17 protein-coding genes and 1 pseudogene are annotated in these 24,671 nt (G+C 72.3%); 11 read left to right on the plus strand and 7 right to left on the minus strand.

Going from position 1 to position 24,671, the window contains the following annotated elements:
* The first annotated feature begins 50 nt into the window (after positions 1–50).
* The 10 genes and pseudogenes from AC5L30_RS00680 to AC5L30_RS00725 all read left to right on the plus strand — a co-directional run bounded on the left by AC5L30_RS00680 (position 51) and on the right by AC5L30_RS00725 (position 11,691).
* The gene (locus AC5L30_RS00680) at positions 51–1,154 is read left to right on the plus strand and encodes a LacI family DNA-binding transcriptional regulator (RefSeq protein ID WP_494864446.1); all 1,104 of its coding nucleotides are present in this window, start codon (positions 51–53) and stop codon (positions 1,152–1,154) included.
* Positions 1,151–2,086, plus strand: a complete 936-nt coding sequence (locus AC5L30_RS00685) for a carbohydrate ABC transporter permease (protein ID WP_494864447.1) — start codon at positions 1,151–1,153, stop codon at positions 2,084–2,086. The genes AC5L30_RS00680 and AC5L30_RS00685 overlap by 4 nt, the downstream gene beginning before the upstream one ends.
* Position 2,087: 1 nt before the next feature.
* The gene (locus tag AC5L30_RS00690) at positions 2,088–2,927 is read left to right on the plus strand and encodes a carbohydrate ABC transporter permease (protein ID WP_238667634.1); all 840 of its coding nucleotides are present in this window, start codon (positions 2,088–2,090) and stop codon (positions 2,925–2,927) included.
* Positions 2,928–2,965: 38 nt separating this feature from the next.
* Positions 2,966–4,258, plus strand: a pseudogene (locus AC5L30_RS00695) (ABC transporter substrate-binding protein).
* 4 nt (positions 4,259–4,262) lie between these two features.
* A complete protein-coding gene (locus tag AC5L30_RS00700) occupies positions 4,263–5,432 on the plus strand; it encodes an ADP-ribosylglycohydrolase family protein (RefSeq protein ID WP_494864449.1) in 1,170 nt (389 codons plus the stop codon).
* A complete protein-coding gene (locus AC5L30_RS00705) occupies positions 5,429–6,796 on the plus strand; it encodes an ADP-ribosylglycohydrolase family protein (RefSeq protein ID WP_494864450.1) in 1,368 nt (455 codons plus the stop codon). The genes AC5L30_RS00700 and AC5L30_RS00705 overlap by 4 nt, the downstream gene beginning before the upstream one ends.
* Complete coding sequence (locus AC5L30_RS00710) at positions 6,793–7,731, plus strand: ribokinase (RefSeq protein ID WP_494864452.1); 939 nt, start codon at positions 6,793–6,795, stop codon at positions 7,729–7,731. The genes AC5L30_RS00705 and AC5L30_RS00710 overlap by 4 nt, the downstream gene beginning before the upstream one ends.
* Positions 7,728–9,686 carry an SUMF1/EgtB/PvdO family nonheme iron enzyme gene (locus AC5L30_RS00715; protein ID WP_494864454.1) on the plus strand — a complete coding sequence of 653 codons (1,959 nt, stop codon included), beginning with the start codon at positions 7,728–7,730 and terminating at the stop codon, positions 9,684–9,686. The genes AC5L30_RS00710 and AC5L30_RS00715 overlap by 4 nt, the downstream gene beginning before the upstream one ends.
* Positions 9,683–10,870, plus strand: coding sequence for a CaiB/BaiF CoA transferase family protein (locus AC5L30_RS00720; RefSeq protein WP_494864455.1), 1,188 nt, complete (start codon positions 9,683–9,685; stop codon positions 10,868–10,870). Before AC5L30_RS00715 ends, AC5L30_RS00720 begins: the two co-directional genes overlap by 4 nt.
* Positions 10,870–11,691, plus strand: a complete 822-nt coding sequence (locus AC5L30_RS00725) for an HpcH/HpaI aldolase/citrate lyase family protein (RefSeq protein WP_494864457.1) — start codon at positions 10,870–10,872, stop codon at positions 11,689–11,691. Before AC5L30_RS00720 ends, AC5L30_RS00725 begins: the two co-directional genes overlap by 1 nt.
* Here AC5L30_RS00725 and AC5L30_RS00730 read toward each other — a convergent pair.
* From AC5L30_RS00730 to AC5L30_RS00745, 4 genes are all read right to left on the minus strand, one after another.
* Positions 11,679–12,332: a DUF305 domain-containing protein gene (locus tag AC5L30_RS00730; RefSeq protein ID WP_494864459.1), complete on the minus strand. Its 654-nt coding sequence runs from the start codon at positions 12,330–12,332 to the stop codon at positions 11,679–11,681. The genes AC5L30_RS00725 and AC5L30_RS00730 overlap by 13 nt on opposite strands.
* 70 nt (positions 12,333–12,402) lie before the next feature.
* A complete protein-coding gene (locus AC5L30_RS00735; protein ID WP_494864461.1) occupies positions 12,403–13,317 on the minus strand; it encodes a DUF1996 domain-containing protein in 915 nt (304 codons plus the stop codon).
* A gap of 241 nt (positions 13,318–13,558) precedes the next feature.
* On the minus strand, positions 13,559–14,218 hold the full coding sequence (locus AC5L30_RS00740) for a C39 family peptidase (RefSeq protein WP_091399499.1): 660 nt from the start codon (positions 14,216–14,218) through the stop codon (positions 13,559–13,561).
* 623 nt (positions 14,219–14,841) lie between these two features.
* The gene (locus AC5L30_RS00745; protein WP_494864462.1) at positions 14,842–16,725 is read right to left on the minus strand and encodes a Xaa-Pro dipeptidyl-peptidase; all 1,884 of its coding nucleotides are present in this window, start codon (positions 16,723–16,725) and stop codon (positions 14,842–14,844) included.
* A 326-nt stretch (positions 16,726–17,051) separates the two neighbouring features.
* On the opposite strand from AC5L30_RS00745, the gene AC5L30_RS00750 reads away from it, so the two are divergent.
* Positions 17,052–20,393 (plus strand): S8 family peptidase, encoded by a 3,342-nt coding sequence (locus AC5L30_RS00750; RefSeq protein ID WP_494864464.1) that lies wholly within the window; start codon positions 17,052–17,054, stop codon positions 20,391–20,393.
* Between the two features lie 64 nt (positions 20,394–20,457).
* Here AC5L30_RS00750 and AC5L30_RS00755 read toward each other — a convergent pair whose 3' ends face one another.
* The 3 genes from AC5L30_RS00755 to AC5L30_RS00765 all read right to left on the minus strand — a co-directional run bounded on the left by AC5L30_RS00755 (position 20,458) and on the right by AC5L30_RS00765 (position 24,666).
* Positions 20,458–20,940, minus strand: coding sequence for a DUF2231 domain-containing protein (locus tag AC5L30_RS00755; RefSeq protein WP_494864466.1), 483 nt, complete (start codon positions 20,938–20,940; stop codon positions 20,458–20,460).
* Positions 20,941–21,031: 91 nt separating this feature from the next.
* Positions 21,032–22,258: an SGNH/GDSL hydrolase family protein gene (locus AC5L30_RS00760; RefSeq protein WP_494864468.1), complete on the minus strand. Its 1,227-nt coding sequence runs from the start codon at positions 22,256–22,258 to the stop codon at positions 21,032–21,034.
* Positions 22,258–24,666, minus strand: coding sequence for a glycosyl hydrolase family 95 catalytic domain-containing protein (locus tag AC5L30_RS00765; RefSeq protein ID WP_494864469.1), 2,409 nt, complete (start codon positions 24,664–24,666; stop codon positions 22,258–22,260). Before AC5L30_RS00765 ends, AC5L30_RS00760 begins: the two co-directional genes overlap by 1 nt.
* Between the last annotated feature and the right edge of the window lie 5 nt (positions 24,667–24,671).

Below are 24,671 nucleotides of genomic sequence, written 5' to 3' on the forward strand. Positions count from 1 at the left end.
GGAGCAGACTCCCCGGAAACGTTTACAGCTATCGGGTGGAGGTGCCGAACGTGGGTCGTAAACGTTTACAGGAACCGGCGGACGGCCGGCCCACGGTGCACACCGTCGCCGCCCGCGCCGGCGTCTCCATCGCGTCCGCCTCGCGGGTGCTCAACGGCGTCGGCGGCAGCCCTGAGACGATCCGCAAGGTCCGCGAGGCGGCGGCCGAGGTGGGCTACGTGCCCAACGCGATCGCCCGGTCGTTGCAGTCCCAGCGCACCGGTCTCGTCGCGCTCGCGGTGGAGGACATCGGCAACCCGGTCTACGTGGAGATGATGCGGGCCATCGAGGCCGTGGTCGCGTCCTCCGGGCGGCAACTGCTGGTGCACGCCACCGGCGGGCGGATCGACAACGAGACCGCCCTGCTGCGGCGGCTGGCCAACCGATACGTGGACGGGATGATCGTCTCGCCGATCCGGGTGACCGACGACCACCTCACCGCGCTGGTGGACAGTCCGGTACCGGTGGTGGTCGTCGGCCAGCTCGGCGCGGACGCCCCGATCGACAACGTGCGTACCGACTCACGGCACGGTGTGGCGCTGGCCGTGGACCATCTCGTCGCCACCGGCCGACGGCGGATCGGCTTCGTCAACGGCCCCCTCGACACCGTCCCGGGCGCCGCCCGCGACGCCGGGTTCCGGGCCGCCCTGGCCCGACACGGCATCCCGCTCGACGACGAGTTGATCGAGGTCGGCGACTTCCAGTACGCGGCCGGCCGCGCCGCCACCGAGCGACTGCTCGCCCGCGCCGACCCGGACGCCCTGGTCTGCGCCAACGACCTCATCGCGGTCGGCGCGCTGCACGCCCTGCTGGTCGCCGGTCGCCGGGTGCCGCAGGACGTCGCCCTGGTCGGCATGGACGACACCGAACTGGCCCGGATGATGTTCCCCCAGCTCTCCAGCGTCTCGCTCGGCTCGGCCGAGCGTGGTCGCCGGGCCGCCGAACTGCTCCTGCAACGCATTGCCGACGCCGCCCTGCCGCCACGGCGCGAGCAGGTGCCGCCAAGCCTCGTCGTCCGCGCGTCCAGCGCCGCGACACTGCCGGCCCCTCGACCCGCCACCGGGCCGGCCGGCCCACCGACCACCCACCCGTCCAGCGAAGGGGTGACCGCATGACCACCCTGGCCGAGCGGCCGGACGTCGAACGGGCCGAGCCGTCCCGTCGGCCGAGCCGGTTCCGCTCCGACCGCACCACCATCTATCTTCTGCTGCTGCCGTCGCTACTGCCGATCCTGGTGCTGTCGGTGTTCCCGCTGCTGCGGGGCATCTACCTCGGCTTCACCGACGCCCGCGCCGGGCGCAACGTCGAGGTCAGCTTCACCGGCCTGGCCAACTACCGGGAACTCCTCGGCGACGAGCTGTTCTGGAACTCGTTCAAGATCGGCCTGCTCTGGGCGGTCGGGGTGACGGTGTTGCAGTTCCTGCTCGCCCTCGGGCTGGCGCTGCTGCTCAACCAGCAACTGCGGTTCCGAGGTGTGGCGCGGGTGCTGGCCGTCGTGCCGTGGGCGATGCCACCGGTCGTGGTCGGCATCCTCTGGAAGCTCGTCTACCACCCCGACGCCGGCCTGATCAACGAGTTCTTCCACCTCATCGGCGCCGACGGGCTGCGGACGAACTGGCTGGGCGACTTCAGCACCGCCCTGCCCGCGGTGATCATCGTCGGGGTCTGGGCGGGCATGCCGCAGACCACCGTCGTCCTGCTCGCCGGTCTGCAGGGCGTGGGTCGCGAGCTGCACGAGGCGGCGGCCGTGGACGGGGCCAGCCCCTGGCACCGGTTCCGGCACGTCACGTTGCCGGCGCTGGCGCCGGTGATCGTGGCTATCACCTCGCTGGACTTCATCTGGAACTTCAACTCCTTCGGCCTGGTCTACGTGCTCACCGCGGGTGGACCGGGCGGCAAGACGATGCTGCCGATGCTCTTCGCGTACGAGGAGGCGTTCCGCTACGGCAACTACGGCTACGCGGCGGCGCTCGGCAACGTCATGGTCGTGATCATCATCGCGCTGCTCGCGGTCTATCTCCGTCGCCGGCTCAGGGAGGCGAACTGACATGTTCGGAAAACCGAGCCGCACGAGCCGGACGTTGCAGTACCTGGCGCTCGCCGGCTACCTGATCTTCCTCGGGTTCCCGCTGGTCTGGCTGCTCTCCACGGCGTTCAAACCGCCGCGCGAGCTGGTACGTCTGCATCCGACGTTGATCCCGGACAACCCGACCCTGCAGAACTTCGTCCAGGCATTCACCGAGCAGGAGCTGGGCCGGGCGGCGCTCAACAGCCTCCAGGTCTCCCTCGCCTCTGCGGTGCTGACCGTGCTGGTCGCCATGCCGGCGTCGTACGCGTTGGCCCGGTTCCGCTCCAAGCTCGGCACCGCCGCGCTGGGCTGGGTGCTGCTGTCCCAGCTCTTCCCGTTCGTGCTGCTGATCATCCCGATCTTCCTGGTGCTGCGGCAGGTCGGCCTGGCCAACACGCACGCCGGGCTGGTGCTGATCTACGTGGTCTGGGCGCTGCCGTTCGCGCTGTGGATGCTGCAGGGCTTCGTCCGCAACATCCCGAGAGAGCTGGAGGAGGCTGCCTCAGTCGACGGCGCGACCCGGGTGCAGGTCCTGCGGCGGGTGGTCTTCCCGCTGCTCGCCCCGGGCCTGGTCGCGACCGCGCTGTTCTCCTTCATCTCGGCCTGGAACGAGTTCTTCTTCGCGCTGGTGCTGATCAAGACCCCGGAGCTGGCCACCCTGCCGGTGGCGCTGGCCCGGTTCGTCGGCATCGAGGGCACCGCCCGACTGGGCCCCCTGGCCGCCGGCTCACTGCTGGCCACGCTGCCCAGCCTCATCTTCTTCGCGTTCATGCAGCGCCGGCTCTCGTCCGGGTCGCTCGCGGGCGCGGTCAAGGGCTGACCCGTCCCCCAACCACCACCACCAAGGAGGTAACCCCCATGCTCCGTACCCGATTCCGTCGACTCGCGGCGGCCGCCGCGGTCGCGGTCATCGGCCTCGGCGCGCTCACCGCGTGCGGTGCCGGCGGCGACGACGAGGGCACCTCAGGCCCCGCCAAGCTGCGCTTCCTCAGCCTCGCCTGGCAAAAGGAGTCGTTGCAGGTCAACAAGGATCTGGTCACCAAGTGGAACGCCGAGCACCCGGACATCCAGGTCGAGTACGTCCAGGGTGACTGGAACTCGGTGCACGACCAGCTGCTCACCTCGTTCGAGGGCGGCGACGCGCCGGACATCGTGCACTACTAGGCGTCCGCGATCGGCGAGTTCAGCAAGCAGGGCTACCTGGCTGACCTCTCCGACCTGGTCTCCGACGACCTGAAAGGTCAGATCGACAAGGGCATCTGGGACACCGCCACCGTCGACGGCAAGGTCACCGGTGTGCCGTTCCTGCTGGAGTCGCAGGTCGTCATCGCCAACAAGAAGCTGCTCGACGCCGCCGGTGTCGCGGTGCCGCCGGCCGACGGCGGCTGGACCTGGGACGAGTTCCAGGCCAACGCGCAGAAGCTCACCAAGCCCGGCCAGTACGGCGCGGCCTGGGCGCTGAAGTCGCCGACCAACCGGGTGCTGAACCTGGCGCTCAACTACGACGGCAAGTTCTTCTACGGCGACGGTGGGCGCACGGAGGTCAAGGTCGGCGACGCGGAGAAGGAGATCCCGAAGCGGATCCACGACATGCTCTACACCGCCAAGTCCGCCTCCCCGGAGGCGCTCGGCATGAGCGGCGCGGACACCCTGCCCGGCTTCTTCGGCGGCAAGTACGCGATGCTGCCCGGCTCGGTGTCGCTGCGTCAGCAGATGGTCGAGCAGGCGCCGGCCGGCTTCGAATGGGTCACCCTGCCCCCGATCAAGGGACTCTCCACCAAGCAGGCCGCCAACCCGCAGACGCTGTCGATCTCCGAGGACAGCAAGCACAAGAAGCAGGCCGCGCAGTTCCTGGAGTACTTCCTGAACCCGACCAACATGGCAGCCCTGGCCAAGGGCGACTGGCTGGTGCCGACCGGCAAGCAGGCCAATGAGGAGTTGGTCAAGCTCACCGCCGGCAAGCAGGGCTGGGACGTCGCCGCGGACAGCGCCGCGGACCTGACCGTCGCCCCGTTCCAGCAGGCCGACGGCTACCCGGAGTGGAAGACCAAGTACGCCACCCCGGCCCTCCAGCAGTACTTCGCCAACAAGATCACCCTCGATCAGCTCGGCACGCAGCTGGTCGACGGTGGCAAGCAGGTTCTGAGGTAACGACATGTCACTCTTGCTCGACACATCGGTCGGTTGCCTGGTCGGCGCCGCGGTCGGAGACGCCCTGGGCGGCGCCACCGAGACGGCGCTGCCCGAGCAGATCCGCACCCGCTTCGGCGGCTGGGTCGAGGGCATCGTGCCCCCGTACCACGCCGACTGGGCCACCGCGCGACCGCTCGCGCCGTACCACAAGGGCGACGGGCACATCACCGACGACACGTTGATGACCCACGCCCTGGTCCGCGCGTACGCGGCCAAACGGGACCACCTCGACGCGTACGACGTGGTGGAGCTGTTGGTTCCCGACCTGATCGAGCGGGTGGTGTACATCCCCGACCTGGAGCGCGACGGGGTGACCTTCCACCGCCTCGCGGCCGCCGAACGGTGGCTGGTCACCCGACTGCACCACGCCCACGCGGACCCACGCGAGGCCGGCGTCGGCAACATCGTCAACTGTGGCGCGGCCATGTACATGGCCCCGGTCGGCATCGTGAACGCGGGCGACCCGGCCGGGGCGTACGCCGAAGCGGTGGAGATCGCCGGCGCGCACCAGCACAGCTACGGGCGGGAGGCCGCCGCGGTGTTCGCGGCCTCGGTCGCGGCGGCCGCGACCCCCGGCGCCGGCGTCGAGGACGTCGTCGCGGCGGCGCTGGACCTGGCCCGCGACGGCACCCGCGCCGCCATCGACGCGGTGGTCAAGGAGGCCCGCGGCCACCACGACTGGAAGCAGGCGATCCCGGCGCTGCGTGCCGCGGTCGCCCCCTACGACACGGTGGGGGAGGAGTACCGCAGCCCCGGCCTCGGCGCGCGGCGGCCCAGCCGGCTGCACGCCATCGAGGAGCTGCCGGTGGCTCTCGGCATGCTCGTGGTGGCCGGCGGCGACTTCCGGGCCGCAGTGCTCGGCTCGGTCAACTACGGCCGGGACGCCGACTCCACCGCCACCATGGCCGCCGCCATCGCCGGTGCGCTCGGCGGCGCCGACGCGGTGCCGGCGGAGTGGTCCGACGTGGTCGCCACCGCCTCCAAGACCGACCTGGTGGAGCCGGCCCGGGTCCTCGCGGCGGTGGCCGGCGAGGTCTTCGAACGCGACCAGGCCCGGTTCGCCCGCCGGGCGGAGCGTTTCGCCGGGCTGGCCGCCGGTGCCACCCGGGAGGCTGGGGGCGAGACCCGGTGAGGATCACCTGGGTTCAGCCGGAGGACCTGCTGCCGCACGAGCTGGCGGCCAGCCGGGACGAGGGGCGCGACGTCGCCGCGATCGCCGAGCGGTGGACGGCGGCCGGCGGGGATCTGACCCCACCGGTCAGCGGGGCGTCAGTGACCCCGGCGTCGCCCGAGCTGCGAGCCCTCGCCACGGAGCTGCTGGACGCCGCCGACGCGGTGCCCGCCATCGACACCGCCGACGAGGCCGACGACCTGGCCACGCTGCGCGCCGGCTGGCCGACCAGCTGGTCGCTGCCGACGGAGGTGGCGTACGACCGGCTGCACGGCGGGTGGCTCGGCCGGGCGGTCGGCTGCCTGCTCGGCAAGCCGGTGGAGAAGATTCCCCGCGAGGGCATCCGGCAGATCCTCACCGCGACCGACCGGTGGCCACTGCGCGACTGGTTCACCGCGAAGGGGCTCCCGGCCGACGTGGCGGCCCGCTGGCCGTGGAACCGGCGCAGCGCGCCGACCAGCCTCGCCGAGAACATCGACGGGATGCCCGAGGACGACGACCTGAACTACGCGTTGCTGGCACTGCGCGTGCTGGAGACGCACGGTCGGGGCTTCACCAGCGCCGACGTGGCGCAGGCGTGGCTGGACTGGCTGCCCGGCGGGCGGGTCTTCACCGCCGAGCGGGTGGCCTACCGCAACCTCCTTCTCGGCTACGCGCCGCCGCGGAGCGCCCGTCGGCACAACCCGTTCCGGGAGTGGATCGGCGCGCAGATCCGCACCGACGTGTACGGCTGGGTCAACCCCGGCCGGCCGGACCGCGCCGCCGAGCTGGCGGTGCGGGACGCGACGGTCAGCCACGTCCGGGGTGGGGTGCACGGCGCGCTCTGGGCGGCGGCGCTGTCCGCCGCCGCGCCGGTGGCTGACACCGTGGACGAGGTGCTGGACGCCGCCGAGGCGGTGCTGCCGCCGCGCAGCCGGTTCGCCGCCACGGTCCGGGAGGCGCGCGCCCTCGGCGCGGGGACCGACGACTGGGAGCGCGTGGTCGACGAGCTGTACGCACGGCACGGCCACCTGCACTGGGTGCACGTCCGCAACAACGCGGCACTGGTGGCCGCCGCCCTGGCCTACGGCCGGGGGGACCTGGAACGGTCCATCACGGCGGTGGTCAGCGGCGGCTGGGACACCGACTCGACCGGCGCGACGGTCGGCGCGGTGACCGGAGCGCTCACCGGCGCGTCCGGGTTGCCGGCCCGCTGGGTCGACCCGCTGCGCAACCGGCTGGCCAGCAGCATCGCCGGCTTCGACGGGATCGGCTTCGACGAGCTGGCCGAGCGGACCCTCGCCCTGGCGCAGCCGGGAAGCAGCACGGAAGGGAGCGTGGCATGAGCGCGCGGGTGGCGGTGGTGGGCAGCAGCAACCTGGACCTGGTGGTCACGGCGTCGCGGCTTCCCCGCCCCGGTGAGACGGTGCTCGGCGAGAACTTCCGGACCGTACCCGGCGGCAAGGGCGCCAACCAGGCCGTCGCCGCCGCCCGGGCCGGCGCGGCCTGCGACTTCGTGGGCGCGGTCGGCGACGACGAATTCGGTACCCGGATGCGGGCGAGTCTCGTCGACGCCGGCGTGGACGTCCGGGGCCTGCGGACCGTCGCCGGCCCCTCCGGCGTCGCGCTGATCGCCGTCGACCGGGACGCGGAGAACTTCATCGTGGTCGCGCCCGGCGCCAACGGCACGCTGACCGAGCTGGACGCGGACGACCGGGCGACGATCGCGGCGGCGGACGTGCTGCTGCTGCAACTGGAGGTGCCGCTGGCCGCCGTGCTCCAGGCGGCGCACTGGGCCCGGGCCGACGGCACCACAGTGGTGTTGAACGCCGCTCCGGCCGCCGCGCTCCCCACCGAACTGCTCGACCTGGTCGACGTGCTGGTGGTCAACGAGCACGAGGCGGCGGTCGTCGCCGAGGTCGCCTCCGACGACCCACCGGTGCTGCTCGACGCCCTGCTGACGCTGGTGCCCCGGGTGGTGCTCACCCTCGGCGCGCGCGGCGCCGGGTACGCCGACCGGCACGGCCTTCGGCTCGCGGTCCCGGCGCCGCAGATCGACGCGGTGGACACCACCGCCGCCGGTGACGCGTTCACCGGCGCGCTCGCCGTGGGCTGGGCCGAGCGGGGCGGCGCCAGCAGCGAGGACACCGTCACGGCCAGCCTGCGCTGGGCCTGCGCCGCCGGCGCGGCCTGCGCCCAGCGGCCCGGAGCGTCCACCGCCCTGCCCGAGCGGCCGGCCATCGACGCCCTCTACGACGCGACCTACCGAGGTGCACCGTGAGCTTCAACCCGTACGTCCCACGCCCGATCGACCGGCCGACCGAGGTGCCGCTGGGCGGGCACGCCGACCTGAGCACCCTGGACGAGGCGAAGATCTTCGCCGCCCCGACCGACCCGGCCGACTGGCCGGCCTGGCGGGAGCAGATCGCCCGCTGGCGGGTCGACGCCCGGGACCGGATCGGCTACGTCGGCGAGCACTACGACGAGATCGCCAGTGACTGCTTCAGCGTCTGCCTGGCCTGGCTCTGGGACGAGACGCTCTACGACCACGAACGCGGCGTCTTCACCGTCGATGAGTTCCTCGACGCGGCCGGGCGGGACTTCGGCGGCTTCGACGGGGTGGTGCTCTGGCACGCGTACCCGGTGATCGGCCTCGACGACCGCAACCAGTTCGACTGGTACCGGGACGTGCCGGAGCTACCCGAGGTGGTGCGCGCGTTCCAGCAACGCGGGGTACGGGTCTTCGTCGACTACAACCCGTGGGACACCGGTACCCGCCGTGAATCGGGCAGCGACGCCGAGGAGGTCGCCACCCTGGCCGGCAAGCTCGGCGTCGACGGGGTCTTCCTGGACACCCTCAAGGAAGGCGCCGGGGAGCTGCGCGCCGCGCTGGACGCGGTGCGCCCCGGCATGGTCCTGGAGGGCGAAAGCCGGGTTCCCCTGGCCCGCATCGCCGACCACGCGATGTCCTGGGCGCAGTGGTTCGCCGACTCCGAGGTCCCCGGCGTGCTGCGGGCGAAGTGGTTCGAGCGACGGCACGTGCTGCACCACACCCGGCGCTGGCACCGCGACCACCTCGACGAGCTGCACTCCGCCTGGCTCAACGGCGTCGGCGTGCTGGTCTGGGAGAGCGTCTTCGGCGTCTGGGTCGGCTGGAACGAGCGGGACCGCGCGGTGCTGCGGGCGATGCGCCGGGTACAGGCCAGCCATGCGGCGTGGTTGCGCGCCGAGGACTGGGTGCCGCTCGCTGACCATCCCGGCGACGGCCAGGTGTACGCGTCCCGCTGGACGCACGACGACGAGCCGCTGTGGACGGTGGCGAACCGGGGCGCGGACCACGACGGCCCGTGGCTGATCACCGACCCGAGCGCCGGCCGACACTTCGTCGACCTGGTCACCGGTGCCGAGCTGACCGTCACCGAGACCGTCGACGGTCGGCTGGCGGTGGGCGGCCCGCTCCCGGCCGGCGCGATCGCGGCCGTGACGCGTGGCGTCGCCGCCGCGCACCGGCACGAGCCGCCGACCGGTGACCCGTCCTTCCCGGCCCGCGCCGCAGTGCGTCGTCGTACGCCGTGGGCGCCCCGACCGCAGGTGCCGCCGGGCCTGGTCGCCGTCGAGGGCGGCCGGCACGACCTGGTCGTCCGGCACCGGGTGCGGGAAACCGGGCTGTACGGCGAGGCGCCCTACGTCGACGAGTGGAAGCCGCTGCCGCCCCGGCTGCACCATCCCGGCACGCTGCGGCGCAGTGTGCGGCTCGGCCGGTTCGCCATCGCCGTGCACGAGGTCACCCACGGCGAGTACGCCGAGTTCCGGCGCGCCACCGGTTACGTTCCGGTGCGCCCGGAGCGGTTCACCGCCGGCTCCGGTCCGGCCGGCGCCCCGGTGACCGGGGTCGAGCTGGCCGACGCGCGGGCGTACGCGGCGTGGGCCGGGCTGCGCCTGCCCACCGAGGACGAGTGGCAGGTCGCCGCCGAGGCGGGGCTGCTCGTGCGGCGCGAACCGTTGGTGTGGAACCTGACCGAGAGCGAGCACTCCGACGGTCGTACCCGGTTCGCCATCCTCAAGGGCGGCGCACAGTACCGGGCGGAGGGCTCCGACTGGTACCTCGACGGCGGCCCGCAACCGGCGGACGTCTCGGTGAAGCTGCTGCTCACCGGCGCCGGTCTCGCCCGCTCCGAACAGGTCGGGTTCCGCTGCGCGGCCGACCTGCCGGAGGCGACGGAGGTGACCCGGTGACCGCGCCACTGGACGGCGTCAAGGTCGTCGACCTGGCCACCCTCTTCGCCGGGCCGCTCGCGGCGGCGTTCCTCGGTGACTTCGGCGCCGACGTGATCAAGGTGGAGCATCCGGCCAAGCCGGACCCGTCGCGGGGACACGGCCCGGCCCGCGACGGCGTCGGTCTCTGGTGGAAGGTGCTCGGCCGCAACAAGCGCACCGTCACCCTCAACCTCTCCGACCCGGACGGGGCGGCGTTGCTGCGCCGGCTGCTCGCCGACGCCGACGTGCTGGTGGAGAACTTCCGCCCCGGAACGCTGGAGCGGTGGGGGCTCGGCCCGGCCGAGCTGCACGCGGTCAACCCCCGGCTGGTGATCACCCGGATCAGCGGGTTCGGCCAGGTCGGCCCGTACGCCCGCCGACCCGGCTTCGGCACCCTCGCCGAGGCGATGAGCGGTTTCGCGGCGGCCACCGGGGAACCGGACGGGCCGCCCACGCTGCCCCCGTTCGGGTTGGCCGACTCGGTCAGCGCGCTCGCCGCCGCGTACGCGGTGATGCTCGCCCTGCGGGCCCGCGACGTCACCGGCTCCGGGCAGGTGGTCGACCTCGCCATCATCGAGCCGATCATGGCGATGCTCGGGCCGCAGATCACCTGGTACGACCAGCTCGGCTACGTGCAGCCCCGGCTGGGCAACCGGTCCAACAACAACGCCCCGCGCAACACCTACCGGTGTGCCGACGGGCGCTGGGTGGCGGTCTCCACCAGCGCGCAGAGCATCGCCGAGCGGGTGCTGCGGCTGGTCGGCCGTGCCGAGCTGATCGATGAGCCGTGGTTCGCCACCGGCAGCGGCCGGGCCGCGCACGCCGACGAGTTGGACGCGGCGGTGAGCGCCTGGGTGGCGCAACGCGACCGTGACGAGGTGGTGGCCGCGTTCGAGGAGGCGCAGGCCGCGGTCGCGCCCGTCTACGACGTGCGCGACATCCTCGCCGACCCGCAGTACGCCGCCCTGGGCACCGTGCACACCGTGCCGGACGAGGAGTTGGGCGAGGTACGGATGCAGAACGTGCCGTTCCGGCTCGCCGAGACGCCCGGCGAGATCCGGCACGCCGGCCGACGGCACGGCCAGGACACCGACGCCGTCTTCGGCGCGCTCGGCCTGAGCGCCGAGGAGTTGGCCGCGCTGCGCGAGTGGGGGGTGCTCTGATGCTGTTGAGCTGGCTCTACGTGCCCGGCGACCGCCCGGACCGGTTCGCCAAGGCGGTCGCCTCCGGTGCCGACGCGGTCATCCTCGACCTGGAGGACGCCGTGGTCGCCGGGCGCAAGGCGTACGCCCGGGACGCGGTAGCCGAGTTCCTCGCCGAGGCGCACCCGGTGCCCGTGCAGGTCCGGGTCAACGAGCTGACCGGCCCGGACCTCGATGCCGACCTGGCGGCGGTGGCCGGCCGGCCCGGGTTGGCCGGGCTGCGGCTGCCGAAGGTCGAGTCGGCCGCGACGCTGGCGGCCCTCGCCGAGCGGGTCGACGTGCCCCTGCACCCGCTGATCGAGTCGGCGGTCGGGCTGGAAGCCGCGTACCCGATCGCTTCTGCCCACCCGGCGGTGGCCTCGATCGGGCTCGGTGAGGCCGACCTCCGCTCGGATCTGGGGGTCAGCGACGACGACGGGCTGCTCTGGGCGCGCGGCCGGGTGGTGGTCGCGGCCCGCGCGGCCGGTCTGACCCCGCCGGCCATGTCGGTGTACGCCGACGTCGTCGACCTCACCGGTCTGGCCGCCTCCTGCGTGGTGGGTCGACGGCTCGGTTTCCTCGGCCGCGCGGCGATCCACCCCCGCCAGCTCCCGGTGATCGTCGACGCGTTCCGGCCGGCCGACCGGGAGGTGGCCCGTGCCACGGAGCTGCTGGCCGCCGTGGCGGACGCGCACCAGCGCGACTCCGGAACCGTGGTCCTGCCCGACGGCCGGTTCGCCGACCGGGCGATGGTGGCCGCCGCCCGTCGGGTTGTCGACCTCGCCGCCCGCTACGCCGCCTGAGCCTCGCCGACTGTCTGATCTGCGTGACCGGCCGCCGGCTGCGTTGCACCCGGCGGGTCGAGCCCGTCGAGTCGGGCGAGGTCGGCGGTGCCGTTCCGGACCACGGTCGCGGCCAGCGCGACGGTCGCCGGCTGGACTCCGCTCTGCTGCTCCGCGGTGGCGATCCGGACCGACTGTGCGAGATGCGCCCGCAGGTGCCCGGCGAGCAGGCGGTGAAACGGCGCCCCGGTGGCCGCCCGCAGCGCGGTCATCTCCTGCGCGGTGGCCATGCCCGGCATGTCGTGTCCCTCGTGCGGATTCGTCGTCGGCGCGGCGGCGTCGGCCAGCAGCCGGTGGGCGTGGTCCAGTTGAGCGCGCTGGGCGGTCGCGAGCTGGGCGGCCGTCCGCCGCCAGGCCGGGTCGGTGGTCCGCGCCGGCACCAGATCGAGGACGGGCAGCAGGCGTTCGGTCATCGCCACCGTCAGTTGCAGCCAGGCGATGTCGGTGGGGTTGAACGCCGTACCCGTGGGTGTCGGCGCGGCCGTCGCCGGTGGCGCGGTCGCGGGTGGTGCGGTGGTGCTGGCCGCGCCCCGTGGCCCGGCGCCGCAGCCGGCGACGAGCAACACGGCGATGAGCACTGTGGACGTCGTGGGCTGGCGCATCCGACTCCCTTTCGCCCAGGGCGGCGGGCCCGGTGTGACCGGACCCGCCGCCGTGGTGTGGAGCTGTCGCTCAGATCGGTCGGCCGTCGTGACCGCACTTGATGACGGGACGGATGCAGTCCTGGACCCGGCGAGCCAACTCCGCCACCGGCCAGGCGTTGAAGAAGTCGCCGTGCATCGTGTAGCCCGGCCCGGAGGCCAGCCGGAACCGCGACGGGTCGCCGGTGACCGGGTACCGCAGCACCTGGCGCAACTTCGGCACGTGCACCGGGTGGGTGCTCGGGCATGCCTGATTCACCGGGTACGCCAGGTGGCTCTTGTGATCAGGCGAGTCGAGGTCACGGCCGTTCCAGCACTGCGGGAAGTCCAGGTACGACTCCAGCATCGTGCCCGACGGGCAGTTGACGAAGTCCTTCGACGGCGGCACGTGCCCGGCGTGCAGGCAGGACCAGCGGGCGATGCTGTCGTTCGGCCCGGTGGCCCTCGCGTTGCCGGCGACGAGCCGCAAACCCAGCGGGAACGGCTGGGTGTTCGCGACGACGTCGGCGCGTACGCCCTCGCCCAGGTAGTAGAACGTGGCGATCGCCGGCTCCACCGGGACGTTGTCCCGGTACAGGGTCGGTACCCAGTACGACGAGACGTCCACCCGAGGGTTGCAGGTGGTGGGCGAGTTGACCAGGTCGGGGAGGGTGGTCCTGGCGTTCGTCACCGTGCTGCCGAAGAAGCTGTGCATGTGCGACGCCCCGGGCAACCCGGGGAAGATGATCGGGTCGTCCGGCAGCCGGTGGCTGTAGGTGCAGTCGGCGGGGAACTCGGCGACCCGGATGGCGTTGGTGCCGTAGTCGGCGCCGGCTCGGCCGGGGGCGGCGTCGGCCCGGTTGGTGGTGGACACCAGGTATGTGCCGAGTAGCACCAGCAGTGCGCCGATCGCCGTGGCGAGGCGCCGTCGGCGGGGGATGCCGGAGAGGGGTGCGGCCCTGTCCATCGTGACTCCTGTCGGGGGACGGGTCAGGGACAGCTCCGGCGCCGCCGCCGAAGGCATCGGAGTTGTGCCTGGCCAGACTGGGTGGTGGCCGGTTGGGCCGGTGCGAGAGAGCGCTCTCACTGCTCCCAGCCTCACGCTGAAGTCGACAATTGTCAATACGTGCCGCAGTTGGTGGAAAAGTCGACGAAGGGCCGGGCCCCGTGGTGGGGTCCGGCCCTTCGTCGTCGTTCGGCGTGCTGAGTCAGCTGGTGGCGTAGCCGCGGGTGGCGATCCAGTCGGCGAGGTGCTCGACGGTGACCTCGTAGGAGGCGGTGTTCGCATCGGCGGAGTCGGCGATCTTCACCACGTTCCCGCCGTCGCGGTAACCCACGACGCTGATGTAGTGCCCGCCCTCGAAGGAGTGCACGCCGCCGTCGGTGTCGACGCTGGTGCCGGCGATGTTCGCGACCACGGCCCGGCCGTCGTCCACGGTGCGCACGATGTCGGCGCGCAGCCGGTCGGTCTGCTTACCGTCAGCGTTGGGGCTGGAGATCTCCACGCTGTGGTAGGCGTCGTTCTTGCCGGTTTCCTTGTTCAGCACCGGGGTGATGTCGTTGATGGAGTTGGTGCCGGCCTCGGTGGTGCCCATCTCCTTGGCCATGGCGTCCACGCTGATCTCCTTGCCCTGCACGGACAGGGCGTTACGCGTGGCGGCCGGGCCGCAGTAGTAGAAGTTCGGCTGGGCCTCGTAGCGCACACCGAGCTGACGCTCACCGGCGGGCTTACGGTCGCTCTGCGTCTGGGTGGCCGGCTTGGCATCCGACGCGGCGTACGCGGCGGTCACCGGTCCGGCGATAGCCCCACCGGTGAACGCGAGGCCAGCAGCGGTCAGAGCGGTCTTACGGATCAGATCGGTACGCATGATGGCGTGCTCCTCTGCATCGGGGGTGCCCGCACGGCTCTCAACGGGGGGTCAGTACGACCGTGCGGGAAAAGTTCGAGGGGTTCTGCCCGGTGACCCGCGAAGGGGGATCGGCGTCGGGACAGGATGTAACCGTTCGCGGTGGCAGGTCATTCCGCCTACCCGCGGGGGTCGGCCGGGTTGTGCCGGTCGGCCGCTCGGGGGTGTAACCGGGGCGGCCTGGCGGGTGTTCCCGGCGGGGCCGGCGCGCCAATGACCCGGGCTGTTGCGGTGGTCTGCCAGGTATAACGACCCGGTCCGGCCGCCGATTCCGCCGACGGGGTGGCCCCGACCACCCGACGCCAACGGTCAAACCCGACAAACACCCACCCCGCCGCCCCCGGCGAACCCGACACGGAGGCCCCGACGGCGTGATCCACTCGGGTTCCTGAAGGTCGCGGTGTCCGGTTGGCGGGGATACCCCGACATCATGAAAGCCGAGTGGATCATGCCGCTGCGTGGCGGCCGGCGGCACCTGCGCGGCAGCAGGCAGGCGAGGCGAGACGCGGCGGCATGGTCCCGACGTGCGGGTGGGGCAGCCCGAACGCGTCGGACTGCCCCACCCGGAGAGCGCGGGGATGCGATCAGAACCCGAGGACGCTCCGCCCGCCGACCACCGGCAGTCGCAGTTCGCTGTCGTTCGGCGCGACCCGCAGTTCGGTGCCGGCCAACGGCAGCAGGGTGTACTCCTGGTCGCTGGAGAAGACGACCACGCCGATCCGGTGCCCGGCCGGGAAGACGTAGTCCTTCGGCTCCATGCTCCACCGGTAGTCGTACAGCTTGCCCTGCTTGACCGGCTCGGTGCGCGCGGCGCTCTTGCGGTTCTGCGGGTCCATCCAACCTCGCGTCACCACGGTCGGGGCGGCGGTCGACCCGGCCGGGCCGTAGTCGACCAGGTACGCGGTGAGGTTCGCGTCCGGCTTGTTGTCGATCGCCATCCGCAGCCGCATCTCCGGACGCCCGGAGATGCGCACGCTCTGCGTCAGCTCCGGGGAGCGGTAGGCGAGTCGGTTGGCGCTCGCGGTGTCGGGGTTGGACACCAGGGTGTCCGGGTGGATGGTCCGGCCCTCGTCGACGAAGCTCTGCTCGACCTTGGCCTTCGGCGGCTTACCGGTGGTGAGCGCGCCGGGCGCGGTGGCGTCGGTGGCCGCGAAGCGCAGCCCGACCTCCCGCGCCGCCGGGTCAGGCCAGTTGGCGTACGTGGTGTAGGCGCGGTCCTCGCGCTGGAGCACCGCCGTCGGCTCGTCCATGACGCCGTTGCGTACGTTCCACAGCCAGAAGTCGAACCAGCGGTTCTCGGTCTGCTTGTAGGTCCACGTCTGCCCGCTGGGCAGGGTCACCGACGCGCTGCTGCCCGGGCCACCGTGCCCGCCCTGGTGCAGCCAGATCTTTCGGGGGACGTCGCGCTTGGCGAGCTGGTCCCACCAGCCGGCGAAGTGCTCGGTCTTCACGTTCCAGTCGTTGAGGCCGTGCACGACGAAGACGCTGGCCTCGACGTCGCGGGCGTCGAGGTAGTCGCGGTCGCGCCAGAACGTCGAGTAGTCGCCGGTGACCCGGTCCTGCTTCGCGGTGATCTCCGCGAGCTCGTCGGCGCAGGGCCCTTCGGCGCGGGCCTGCCCGGCGGTGTACTGGGCCAGGATGTCGAGGTCCTCGCCCTGGAACGTCCCGGGTGCGACCACCAGACCGTTGGCCCGGTAGTAGTCGTACCAGCTGCTGATCGCGGAGACCGGCACGATGGTTCTGAGCCCCTTGACGCCGGTGGTGGCCACCTGGTTGGGCAGCGTCCCGTTGTAGGAGACACCGGTCATGCCGACCGCGCCGGTGGTCCAGCCGGCGGTGACCGGGGCGCCGTTCGCGTCGTACCCCTTCGCCCGGCCGTTGAGCCAGTCGATGACCGCCTTGGTGCCGAGCGTCTCGGCCTGGTCGCCGCTGGTCGGGCAGCCGTCCGAGTCGCCGGTGCCGACGCTCTGGCCGAGCACCACCGCGTACCCGCGGGGCACGTAGTAGTCGTCCAGCGAGCCGGGCAGGTTCGCCTTCGCCTGGGCCCGCTGTGCGCCGGCGTCGGGTGCGCGACGCCCGTCGCGGTCGGTCAGGCCGTTCTGCGGCAGATCGTCGACCAGCACACTCGGGTACGGCACGTCACCCCAGGTGCCCTTGCGGTACGGGCTGTGCTCGAAGATGACCGGCACTTTGAAGCCTTGCGTGGCGGTCTCCCGGGGGCGGGAGATGTCGATCGCCACCCGGTCGGGTCGACCGTCGTGGTCGGTGTCGACCGAGGTCTGGACGAACACCCGCTCCTCGATCGCGTCGGCGAGCGAGAACACCGGTTGGGTCATGCCGTCGCTGACCACGATGCCGGTGGGCGTGGTGGGCGTGGGCGGAGCCGCAGCCGCTGGTGGGGCTGCGCTGAGGACCAGAGCGCCGGACACGCCGACGGTCAGGAGTGCCAGATGACGGGGTCGACGCATGCGCGTCTCCCTTCGGTTGGGCTGGTTGCCGGGGGTCGGCAGGGCCAATCTCGAAGATCCATTCGTCGTCATGCTAGGTCCGGGCCCGCGTCCCGTCGATCCCTTCGGCTGGGGAGGCAGCTGCCGTCCACACCGTCGCTGCCGGTCCGGGGAGTGGCAATCGAAACGACACGAACTGGGCCCGGTGGCGAAACAGCGCCGAAACCCTCAGCGCGCGGGCGGGAAAACCCCTCGTCGAGGGGTGCCCTGGTGATCCTTTCCCTGCATATGATCTTGCGGGAGGTCGCCCGAAGAGGCGGCTTCGTCCACATGAGACGAGGAGCACCATGCTCAGGAAAACGCGGTGGCTGTTGGCCGTCGCCGTCACGGCCACGACGCTGACCGCCCTACCGGGCGGCGCTGCCACGGCCGGGACCAGCGACATCGGTCGGACCGGCACACCCGCAGCCTTGGCCGACCAGAAGACGCACACCGTCACCCTGCTGACCGGGGACGTGGTGACCGTACGGGACACCGGATCGGGCTGCCCGCAGGCCACGGTGCGGCCGACGGACGAGAACGCGGTGATCCGTCAGAGCTGCGGTCCCGACGGTCACCTGCACGTCATCCCCGCTCGCGTTGCTTCTCAGCTCGGCTCGGTCCTCGACCCCGACCTGTTCGACATCACCACGCTGATCGCCGACGGCTACGACGACGACAACTCCGCCGAGCTGCCGCTCATCGTGCAGCCCGCCACCGCGTCCGCCCGAGTGGCCGCGCTCGGTGACGTGCTGCCGCTGCCCAGCATCGGCGCGGTCGCCGGCCGCGTACCCAAGAAGAGCCCGGCCACGGCGAAGCTCGCGACCAACTCGTTGCTCGCCGGCGCGAAGAAGGTCTGGCTCGACCGCAAGGTCCGGGCCACCGCCCTGACCGGCGGCGGGCGCCCCGCCGGCCTGGACCGCAACCTGGGTCAGATCGCCGCGCCGGACGCCTGGAAGGCCGGCTACACCGGCAAGGGCGTCCGGGTAGCGGTGCTCGACACCGGCGCCGACTTCACCCACCCGGACCTGGTCGGCCGGGTCGCCGAGCGGGCCGACTTCACCGCCGAGGGCGGTGACGCCGTCGACCACAACGGCCACGGTACGCACGTCGCCTCGACCATCGCCGGCACCGGCGCGGCCGCCCACGGGCAGCGTCGCGGCGTGGCGCCGGACGCCAAGCTGGTGATCGGCAAGGTCCTCGACGACCACGGCTCCGGCGACGACTCCGGCATCATCGCCGGCATGGAGTGGGCCGCCACCCGGGCCGACGTCATCAACATGAGCCTCGGCGGCAGCGACCCGGACGACGGCAACGACCCGCTGTCGCTGGCCGTCGACGGTCTGAGCAGGTCCACCGGCGCGCTCTTCGTCATCGCCGCCGGCAACAGCGGCGGGGCCATCTCCTCGCCGGGCTCGGCCGCCAGCGCGCTGACCGTCGGCGCGGTCGACCGGGACGACAAGCTCGCCGAGTTCTCCAGCCGCGGGCCGCTGGTCACCAGCAACGTGGCCAAACCGGAACTGGTCGCGCCCGGTGTCGACATCGTCGCCGCCCGGGCCGCCGGCACCAACCTCCGGGACCCGATCGACCGGTACTACGAGGCGATCAGCGGCACCTCGATGGCGAGCCCGCACGTGGCGGGCGCCGCCGCGCTGCTCGCCCAGCGCCACCCGGACTGGACCGGTGAGCGACTCAAGGCAGCCCTCGTCGGCGCCGCCGACCCGCTCACCGGCATCGACCCGTACGCCGTCGGCGCCGGTCGGCTCAACGCGGCCCGGGCCCTCGGCGGTCCCACCAGCAACCAGCCGGTGGTCAACCTCGGCACCTTCGCCTACCCGCAGTCCGGGACCAGCGAGACGACGTTGAGCTGGACCGGTGAGTCGACGGCCGTTCTCGACCTCGACGTGTCGATCGTCAACCACGACGGCCAACCGGTGCCGCGCGGTGCGGCGTCGCTTTCGACGACCCGGCTGACGCTCAAGCACGGCGCCACCGCCGCGGCGACCCTGCGGGTCAACCGTGCGGCGCTGGCCGCCCGGCCGGGCTTCTACCTGGCCACCGTCACCGCCCGTTCCGGCCGCAAGCTGGTCGCGACGACCCCGGTGAGCTTCTACGTCGAGCCGCCCAGCTACGACCTGACGATCCAGACGAAGCCGCTGCCGGGCCTGAAGGACGGCGCGGAGAGCTGGATCAACCTGATGGTCACCAACCTCACCGACCCGGTCATCTACTACGACGGCGCGGGCGGTACGCCCGGAGACACCTTCACGCTGCGCGTTCCGGCCGGCCGGTACGCGATCCTCGGCTCCTCCGTCGCCTACTACGTCGACAGTGACGTGCTGGAGACGACGCTCGCGGCCGAGGCCGACCTGGACGTGCGCGGCACCCGAAACGTGACGCTCGACCCGGCGCGGGCCAAGCCGGTGACGGCGACTGTCGACGGGGTGCCCACCACGCCCACCCGGACCGACCTCACCAACGTCCAGACCGCGCCGAACGGCCTGTCCTGGTGGCACCAGATCAGCGGGTACGGGACCAAGACGACGGTCCGCACCACCGCCCTGCCCAAGCCCACCGTCGGCTCCCGGCGCACCTGGGCGGCCGTCAACCTGGACTCGCCGGCCGGCACCGCCAACCCGTACCGCTACAACCTGGTGCACGAGTACGCGGGCGGCGTACCGGCCGACCCCGCCTTCCGCGTCACCACGGCGGAGCAGGCCAAGCTGGCCCGGATCGACGAGCGGTTCCACCAGACGGATTCACCGGAGATGTTCACCCAGTTGGTCCGTACCGGCATGACCCGCGACGGGGTGGGGGTGACCCAGACCCACGAGGGGAACCTGCCGCCGTACCGGACCGACTACCTATCGCCCGACATCCTCTGGGCCGACCAGGGCGTCTACGGCGGGCTTGCCGCGGACGAGGCGCCCCGCAGCTACCAGCCGGGCAGCCGGCAGACCAAGGTCTGGGCGCGTCAGCCGCTGCACTCCGGCTGGTACGACGACCCGGCCGGTGCCGACTGGAGTTGCGCCACCGCGCCGTCGCGGACCCGGGGCAACCTGCACCTCGACCTGGTGTCGCTGACCGACCAGCACCAGCGGGCCGACTGCCTCCAGGGCGAGGCGATCGGCGTGAAGCGCAAGCTGTCGCTGTACCGCAACGGCAAGCTCGTCGACGAGCGGTCAGGCCCGTACGGCGACTTCACCGTCGGGCAGTCGATGGCCGACTATCGGGTGACCCTCGACGTCGACACGAGCCTGATTCTGCCGATCTCAACCAAGGTCAACACCTCGTGGACGTTCCGGTCCGCCGGCCCCGACGGGACCGGGAGCCTGCCGTTGCCGCTGCTCGCAGTCGACTACGCCCTGCCGATGGACCACAACAACCACCCGGTCGACGGAACGGCCGAGTTGGCCGTCCGGCAGGCGCACGGTGTGAAGACGCAGAAGGTGACGTCGTTCCAGGTCTGGACCTCGACGGACGACGGCGCCACCTGGAACGCGGCCCGGGTCACCGGCAGCGGCGACAGCTACCGGGTCGCGCTGCCGACGGCCGCCGCCGGGCAGCCCGTGTCGTTGCGGGTGAAGGCCGCCGCCAACGGCGGTAGCGGAATCGACCAGACGATCATCCGGGCGTACCGCGCCGGCTGACCGTCGACGCGGTGGTGCGGCCCGGCTCCGGCCGGGTCGCACCACCGTTCTGTGTCGCTGACCGTCACTGGCCCTCCCAGACCGCCTTCGCCCCGGAGTCCCCGGTGCGGACCACGTAGTACACGGTGACGGCGGCGGCCACCAGCGACAACACCTGCAACGCCGGGGTCAGCAGCCGGGGGCGCACACCCTCGGCGGGCCGCGGTGGGACGAACCGGACCAGTGCCAGGACCACCACCCCCAACCCGATGCTGGTGTAGAGCGTCATGTCGCCGAATTCCTGGTGCGCCTGCAGCTTCGGGAGGAACTCGGGGGTGACCCGGTTGGCGGCGCGCATGCGCTCGAGGAAGGCGTCCCCGGAGAGCTTCGTCAGCAGGGCGGCGACCGGCGCACCCACGGCGAGCAGCCCCAGCACCCACCGGGTGTGCGGCCGGATCGGCGGGACGAACGCGTAACCGACAGCCAGCAGGGCCAGCAGCGGCACGAACGTGACCGCGGCGTGCAGCACCAGGGGGTGGGCAGGGATGCCCATGAACTCCTCGAACATCGGCGTCTCCTCCGGTGACATCGGCCTGGACGTTGATCGTCCAGTCAGGGACGCTATCGGTACCACGCGGGCGTGTCATCCCGTCGATCGCTCACCCGTCGCAGCGCAACGCGGCCAGGTCGACGGCGTCCGCCATCGCCTGCATGCCCTTGTCGTTCGGGTGGATGTGATCCCCGCTGTCGAAGAACGGCAGCAGCGCCTGGGGGTCGTACGGGCTGCGGGTGATCCGGTCGAAGTCGACCACGGCGTCGAACACGCCGCTGTGCCGGATCCAGTCGTTGACGCCCTGGCGCACGGCCTCACCGGCGGCGTCGTACTCCGGCCAGCCCTTGTACGCCATGACCGTGGCGCCCACGACGCACCTGCCGGCCGCGTGCGCCCGGTCGGCCAACTGCCGATAACCCGTGGTCAGGTCGTCCACGGTCACGCCGGTGTGGGCCTTGATGTCGTTGATGCCCTCGTACACGAACACCGTGTCGACCCCGGGATGGGAGAGCACGTCACGGTCGAACCGGCGCAGCGCGGACTCTCCGGCGCCGTCGGCGAGCACCTTGTTGCCGGAGATCCCGGCGTTGGCCACCCCTCTGACCGGGCTGTCCGGCGCGGCCTGGAGCCGCCGGGAGAGATAGTCGGGCCAGCGCCGGTTCGCATCCGTGCTGGAGGCCCACCCGTCGGTGATGGAGTCACCGAGGGTCACCACCGAGCGGGTCGCGGTGGACGTCCGCACGCTGACCGCGTCCAGCCAGTACCAGGAGGTCATCGAGTCGGTCCAGTTGGTCGCCGCCTCCTCGGCGGCGTGATCACCGGCGGTCGCGTACGACGTCTGCATGGCCATGCCGTGCCCGCTCGTCGGGCCCTGCGCGCCGGTGACGTAGAGGCTCACCACGAGATCGCTCTGGGCGGCCAGCCTGCCGGGCAGCGGGTCGCTGAGGACCATCTCCCCGGCCGCGACGGTGACCGACGGCTGCCCGCCGAAGGTCAGCCGCCGGTTGCTGCCCCGGACCAGTTCGGCGCCCTGCCGCTGCAACCCGGCGTACGCGCTGGTGAAGGTCACCGGGTGCTCGCCGAAGGCGTTGGTGAGGCGGATCCGCAGCGCGTCACCGCCGACGCTGGTGCGCACCACCAACCGATAGCTGCGCTCGGCGGGCCCGGCGCCCTGCCGGTCGGCACTGGCGGCCCAGGTGACCGCGAAGTGCCGGCCGGCAGCGGCCGCCGGGTCGTGCCGCGCCCGCGCCTGCGCCGCCGACGCGACCAGGGGTTCGCAGAGCAGCACGGCGACGGCGGCGGCCGCCCCGCGCCGGGCGAACCCGGCCCGCATCAGAGGTTCCTCAGGGCGACCGACTCGCCGGGGCGCAGGGTGACCTGGCGGGACCAGCCGTTGGCCAGCACGGTCGTGCTGCGGCCGCCCACGCTGGTCAACCGCGCCTGGGTGACCCGCCCGTCGCGCCAGCTGAGGTCGGCGGTGAAACCACCGCGTACGCCGACACCGGCCACCGAACCGGCGGACGCCCAGGCGGCGGGCAGCGCCGGCAGCAACTCGACGTGACCGGGCCGGGAGTAGAGCAGCATCTCGACGATCGCGGCGGGGGTGCCCAGGTTCGCGTCGATCTGGAAGATGCCCCGGCCGGGGTTCGTCTCGTAGATGTCGAAGAGGTTCATGGCGCTGCCGTTGCTGCCGTTCGTCGACGGCCGCAGGTTGTTGACGATGAGCTGGTACGCCTTCTCCGCGTCCTTGAGCCGCGCCCAGCACAGGCTGCGCCACGCGTTGGCCCAGCCGAAGCTGTTCATGCCGCGCGCGGTGAGCAGGGCGGTGGCACCGTCGACGATCTCGGCGGGGGTGGAGCCGTCCGGGCGGATCCGGTCGCCGGGGAAGAGACCGATGAGGGGGGAGAGGTGCCGGTGGGTGGTCTCACCGAGGTTGTCCGGTGACATCCACTCCTGCAACCAGCCCGAGGTGGGACTGACCTCGGGCAGGTAGAGGCGCTTGCGGAGGGCGTCGACGCTCCGGGCGTGGTCGGCGTCGCGGCCGAGCACCCGGGCGGCGGTGTGGTAGTTCTCGAAGAGGTTCCACACCAGCTCCTGGGAGTAGGTGTTGCCCCGGGTGTCCTGCGGCCCGTGCTCGGCCGACCAGTCCCGGTCGGCGACCAGCACCTCGCGCGCGGCGCCGGACGCGTCGGTGACGGTCGCGGTGACCAGTCGGGTCTCCCAGAACTCCACGGCACCCTTGATGACCGGGTAGATCTTCGCCAGGTAGCCGCGGTCCTGGGTGAACTCGTAGTGCTCGAACAGGTTCTGGCAGAGCCACGCGTTACCGCTCGGGTGCCACCACCACCCGCTCCCGCCGTACGGGTTGGTGGAGAAGGCGACGGCCCACCCGGCGACCCGGCCGCTGGTGTTGCGGAACCGGTTGGTCGAGGTGTTGAAGAGCCGCTGGGTGACCTCGGTCCAGACCGGCAACTGCGCCACGCAGTAGTCCGCGTACGCGTCGAAGGTGTCGGTGAGGCCGGCGCGGTCGGCCGGCCAGTAGGTCATCTGGATGTTGACGTCGCTGTGGTAGTCGCCCATCCAGTCCGGGTCGTTGCCGTCCAGCCACGGGCCCTGCAACCCGATCGGCAGGCTGCCCCGCGACCCGGAGATCAGCAGGTACCGGCCGAACTGGAGGTACGCGGCCTCCAGCTCCGGGTCGGCGACGTTGTCGCGCCAGCGCGCCTGCACCCGCTCCCAGGTGTCCAGTTCCCGTTGGGCGGCCGACGACGTGCCGAGGTCGATGGCGAACCGCTCGAACGCCGGGCGGACGTCGGCCACGTGGGTGTGCAGCAGCTCGCGGACCGACGCGCGCGCCGCGGCCAGGACCTTGTCCCGGGCCAGCCGTTCCGGCTGCACGGACGGGTCGCGGAAGCCGGTGGCGGCGGTCGGCGCGTAGTTGGTGCCGCCGCTGACGATGACGGTGAGGTCCCGGCAGCCGGTGAAGGAGATCGACGTGCCGGCCACCGTCACCGTCCCGGTGCCGCTGTACGCGGTGACGGCGGCGCCGTAGCGCAGCCCGTTGGCGAACGAGGCGCCGAACGACGCGTACCGGCCGGTGGGGTCGGCGGTGGTGGACTCGCCGTGGGTGCCGGCCAGGGAGACGGTGCCGGTGTACGTGCCGCCGCCCTGGGAGGTGAAGTGCAGGACGATGACGTCGTCCGGGCGGCTGACGAAGACCTCCCGTCGATAACCGACACCACCGATGTCGTACGCGGCGCTGACCAGGCCCTGCGCCAGGTCGAGGGTGCGGCGGTAGGCGTCGACCGCGCCGAGGTCGTGCCCGGGGATGTCGACGGTGAGCGTGGCCAGCATGGTGAGCGAGCCGAAGTCCTCGCGCCCGTAGGGGAACTGGCCGTCGCCGTCGAGCGTGTCGTTGCGGCCACCGGTCCAGAGCGTCGCGTCGGTGATGGTCAGGAGTTCCCGGGACGGGTCGTTGCTCGCGAGCGCCCCGAGTCGGCCGTTGCCCACCGGCAGGCCCTGCTCGATCATCGAGGTGGCGGAGCCGGGTGCCCGCCACCAGAGCTGGTTCTTCGCGGCAACCTCTGGGGCGAGCATCGGCGACGTGGTGGGACGCCGGGGTGTGGGCGTGGCGGCGAAGGCGGGTAGGCCACCGAGTGTGGTGGCCGCGCCGGCGGCGGCGGCCAGGGCGAGGAAGCCGCGACGGTTGGGGTGGTTGTCGCGCGTGCTGTGGATCTCCATGTCGG

Source organism: Micromonospora sp. BQ32 (assembly GCF_059358895.1).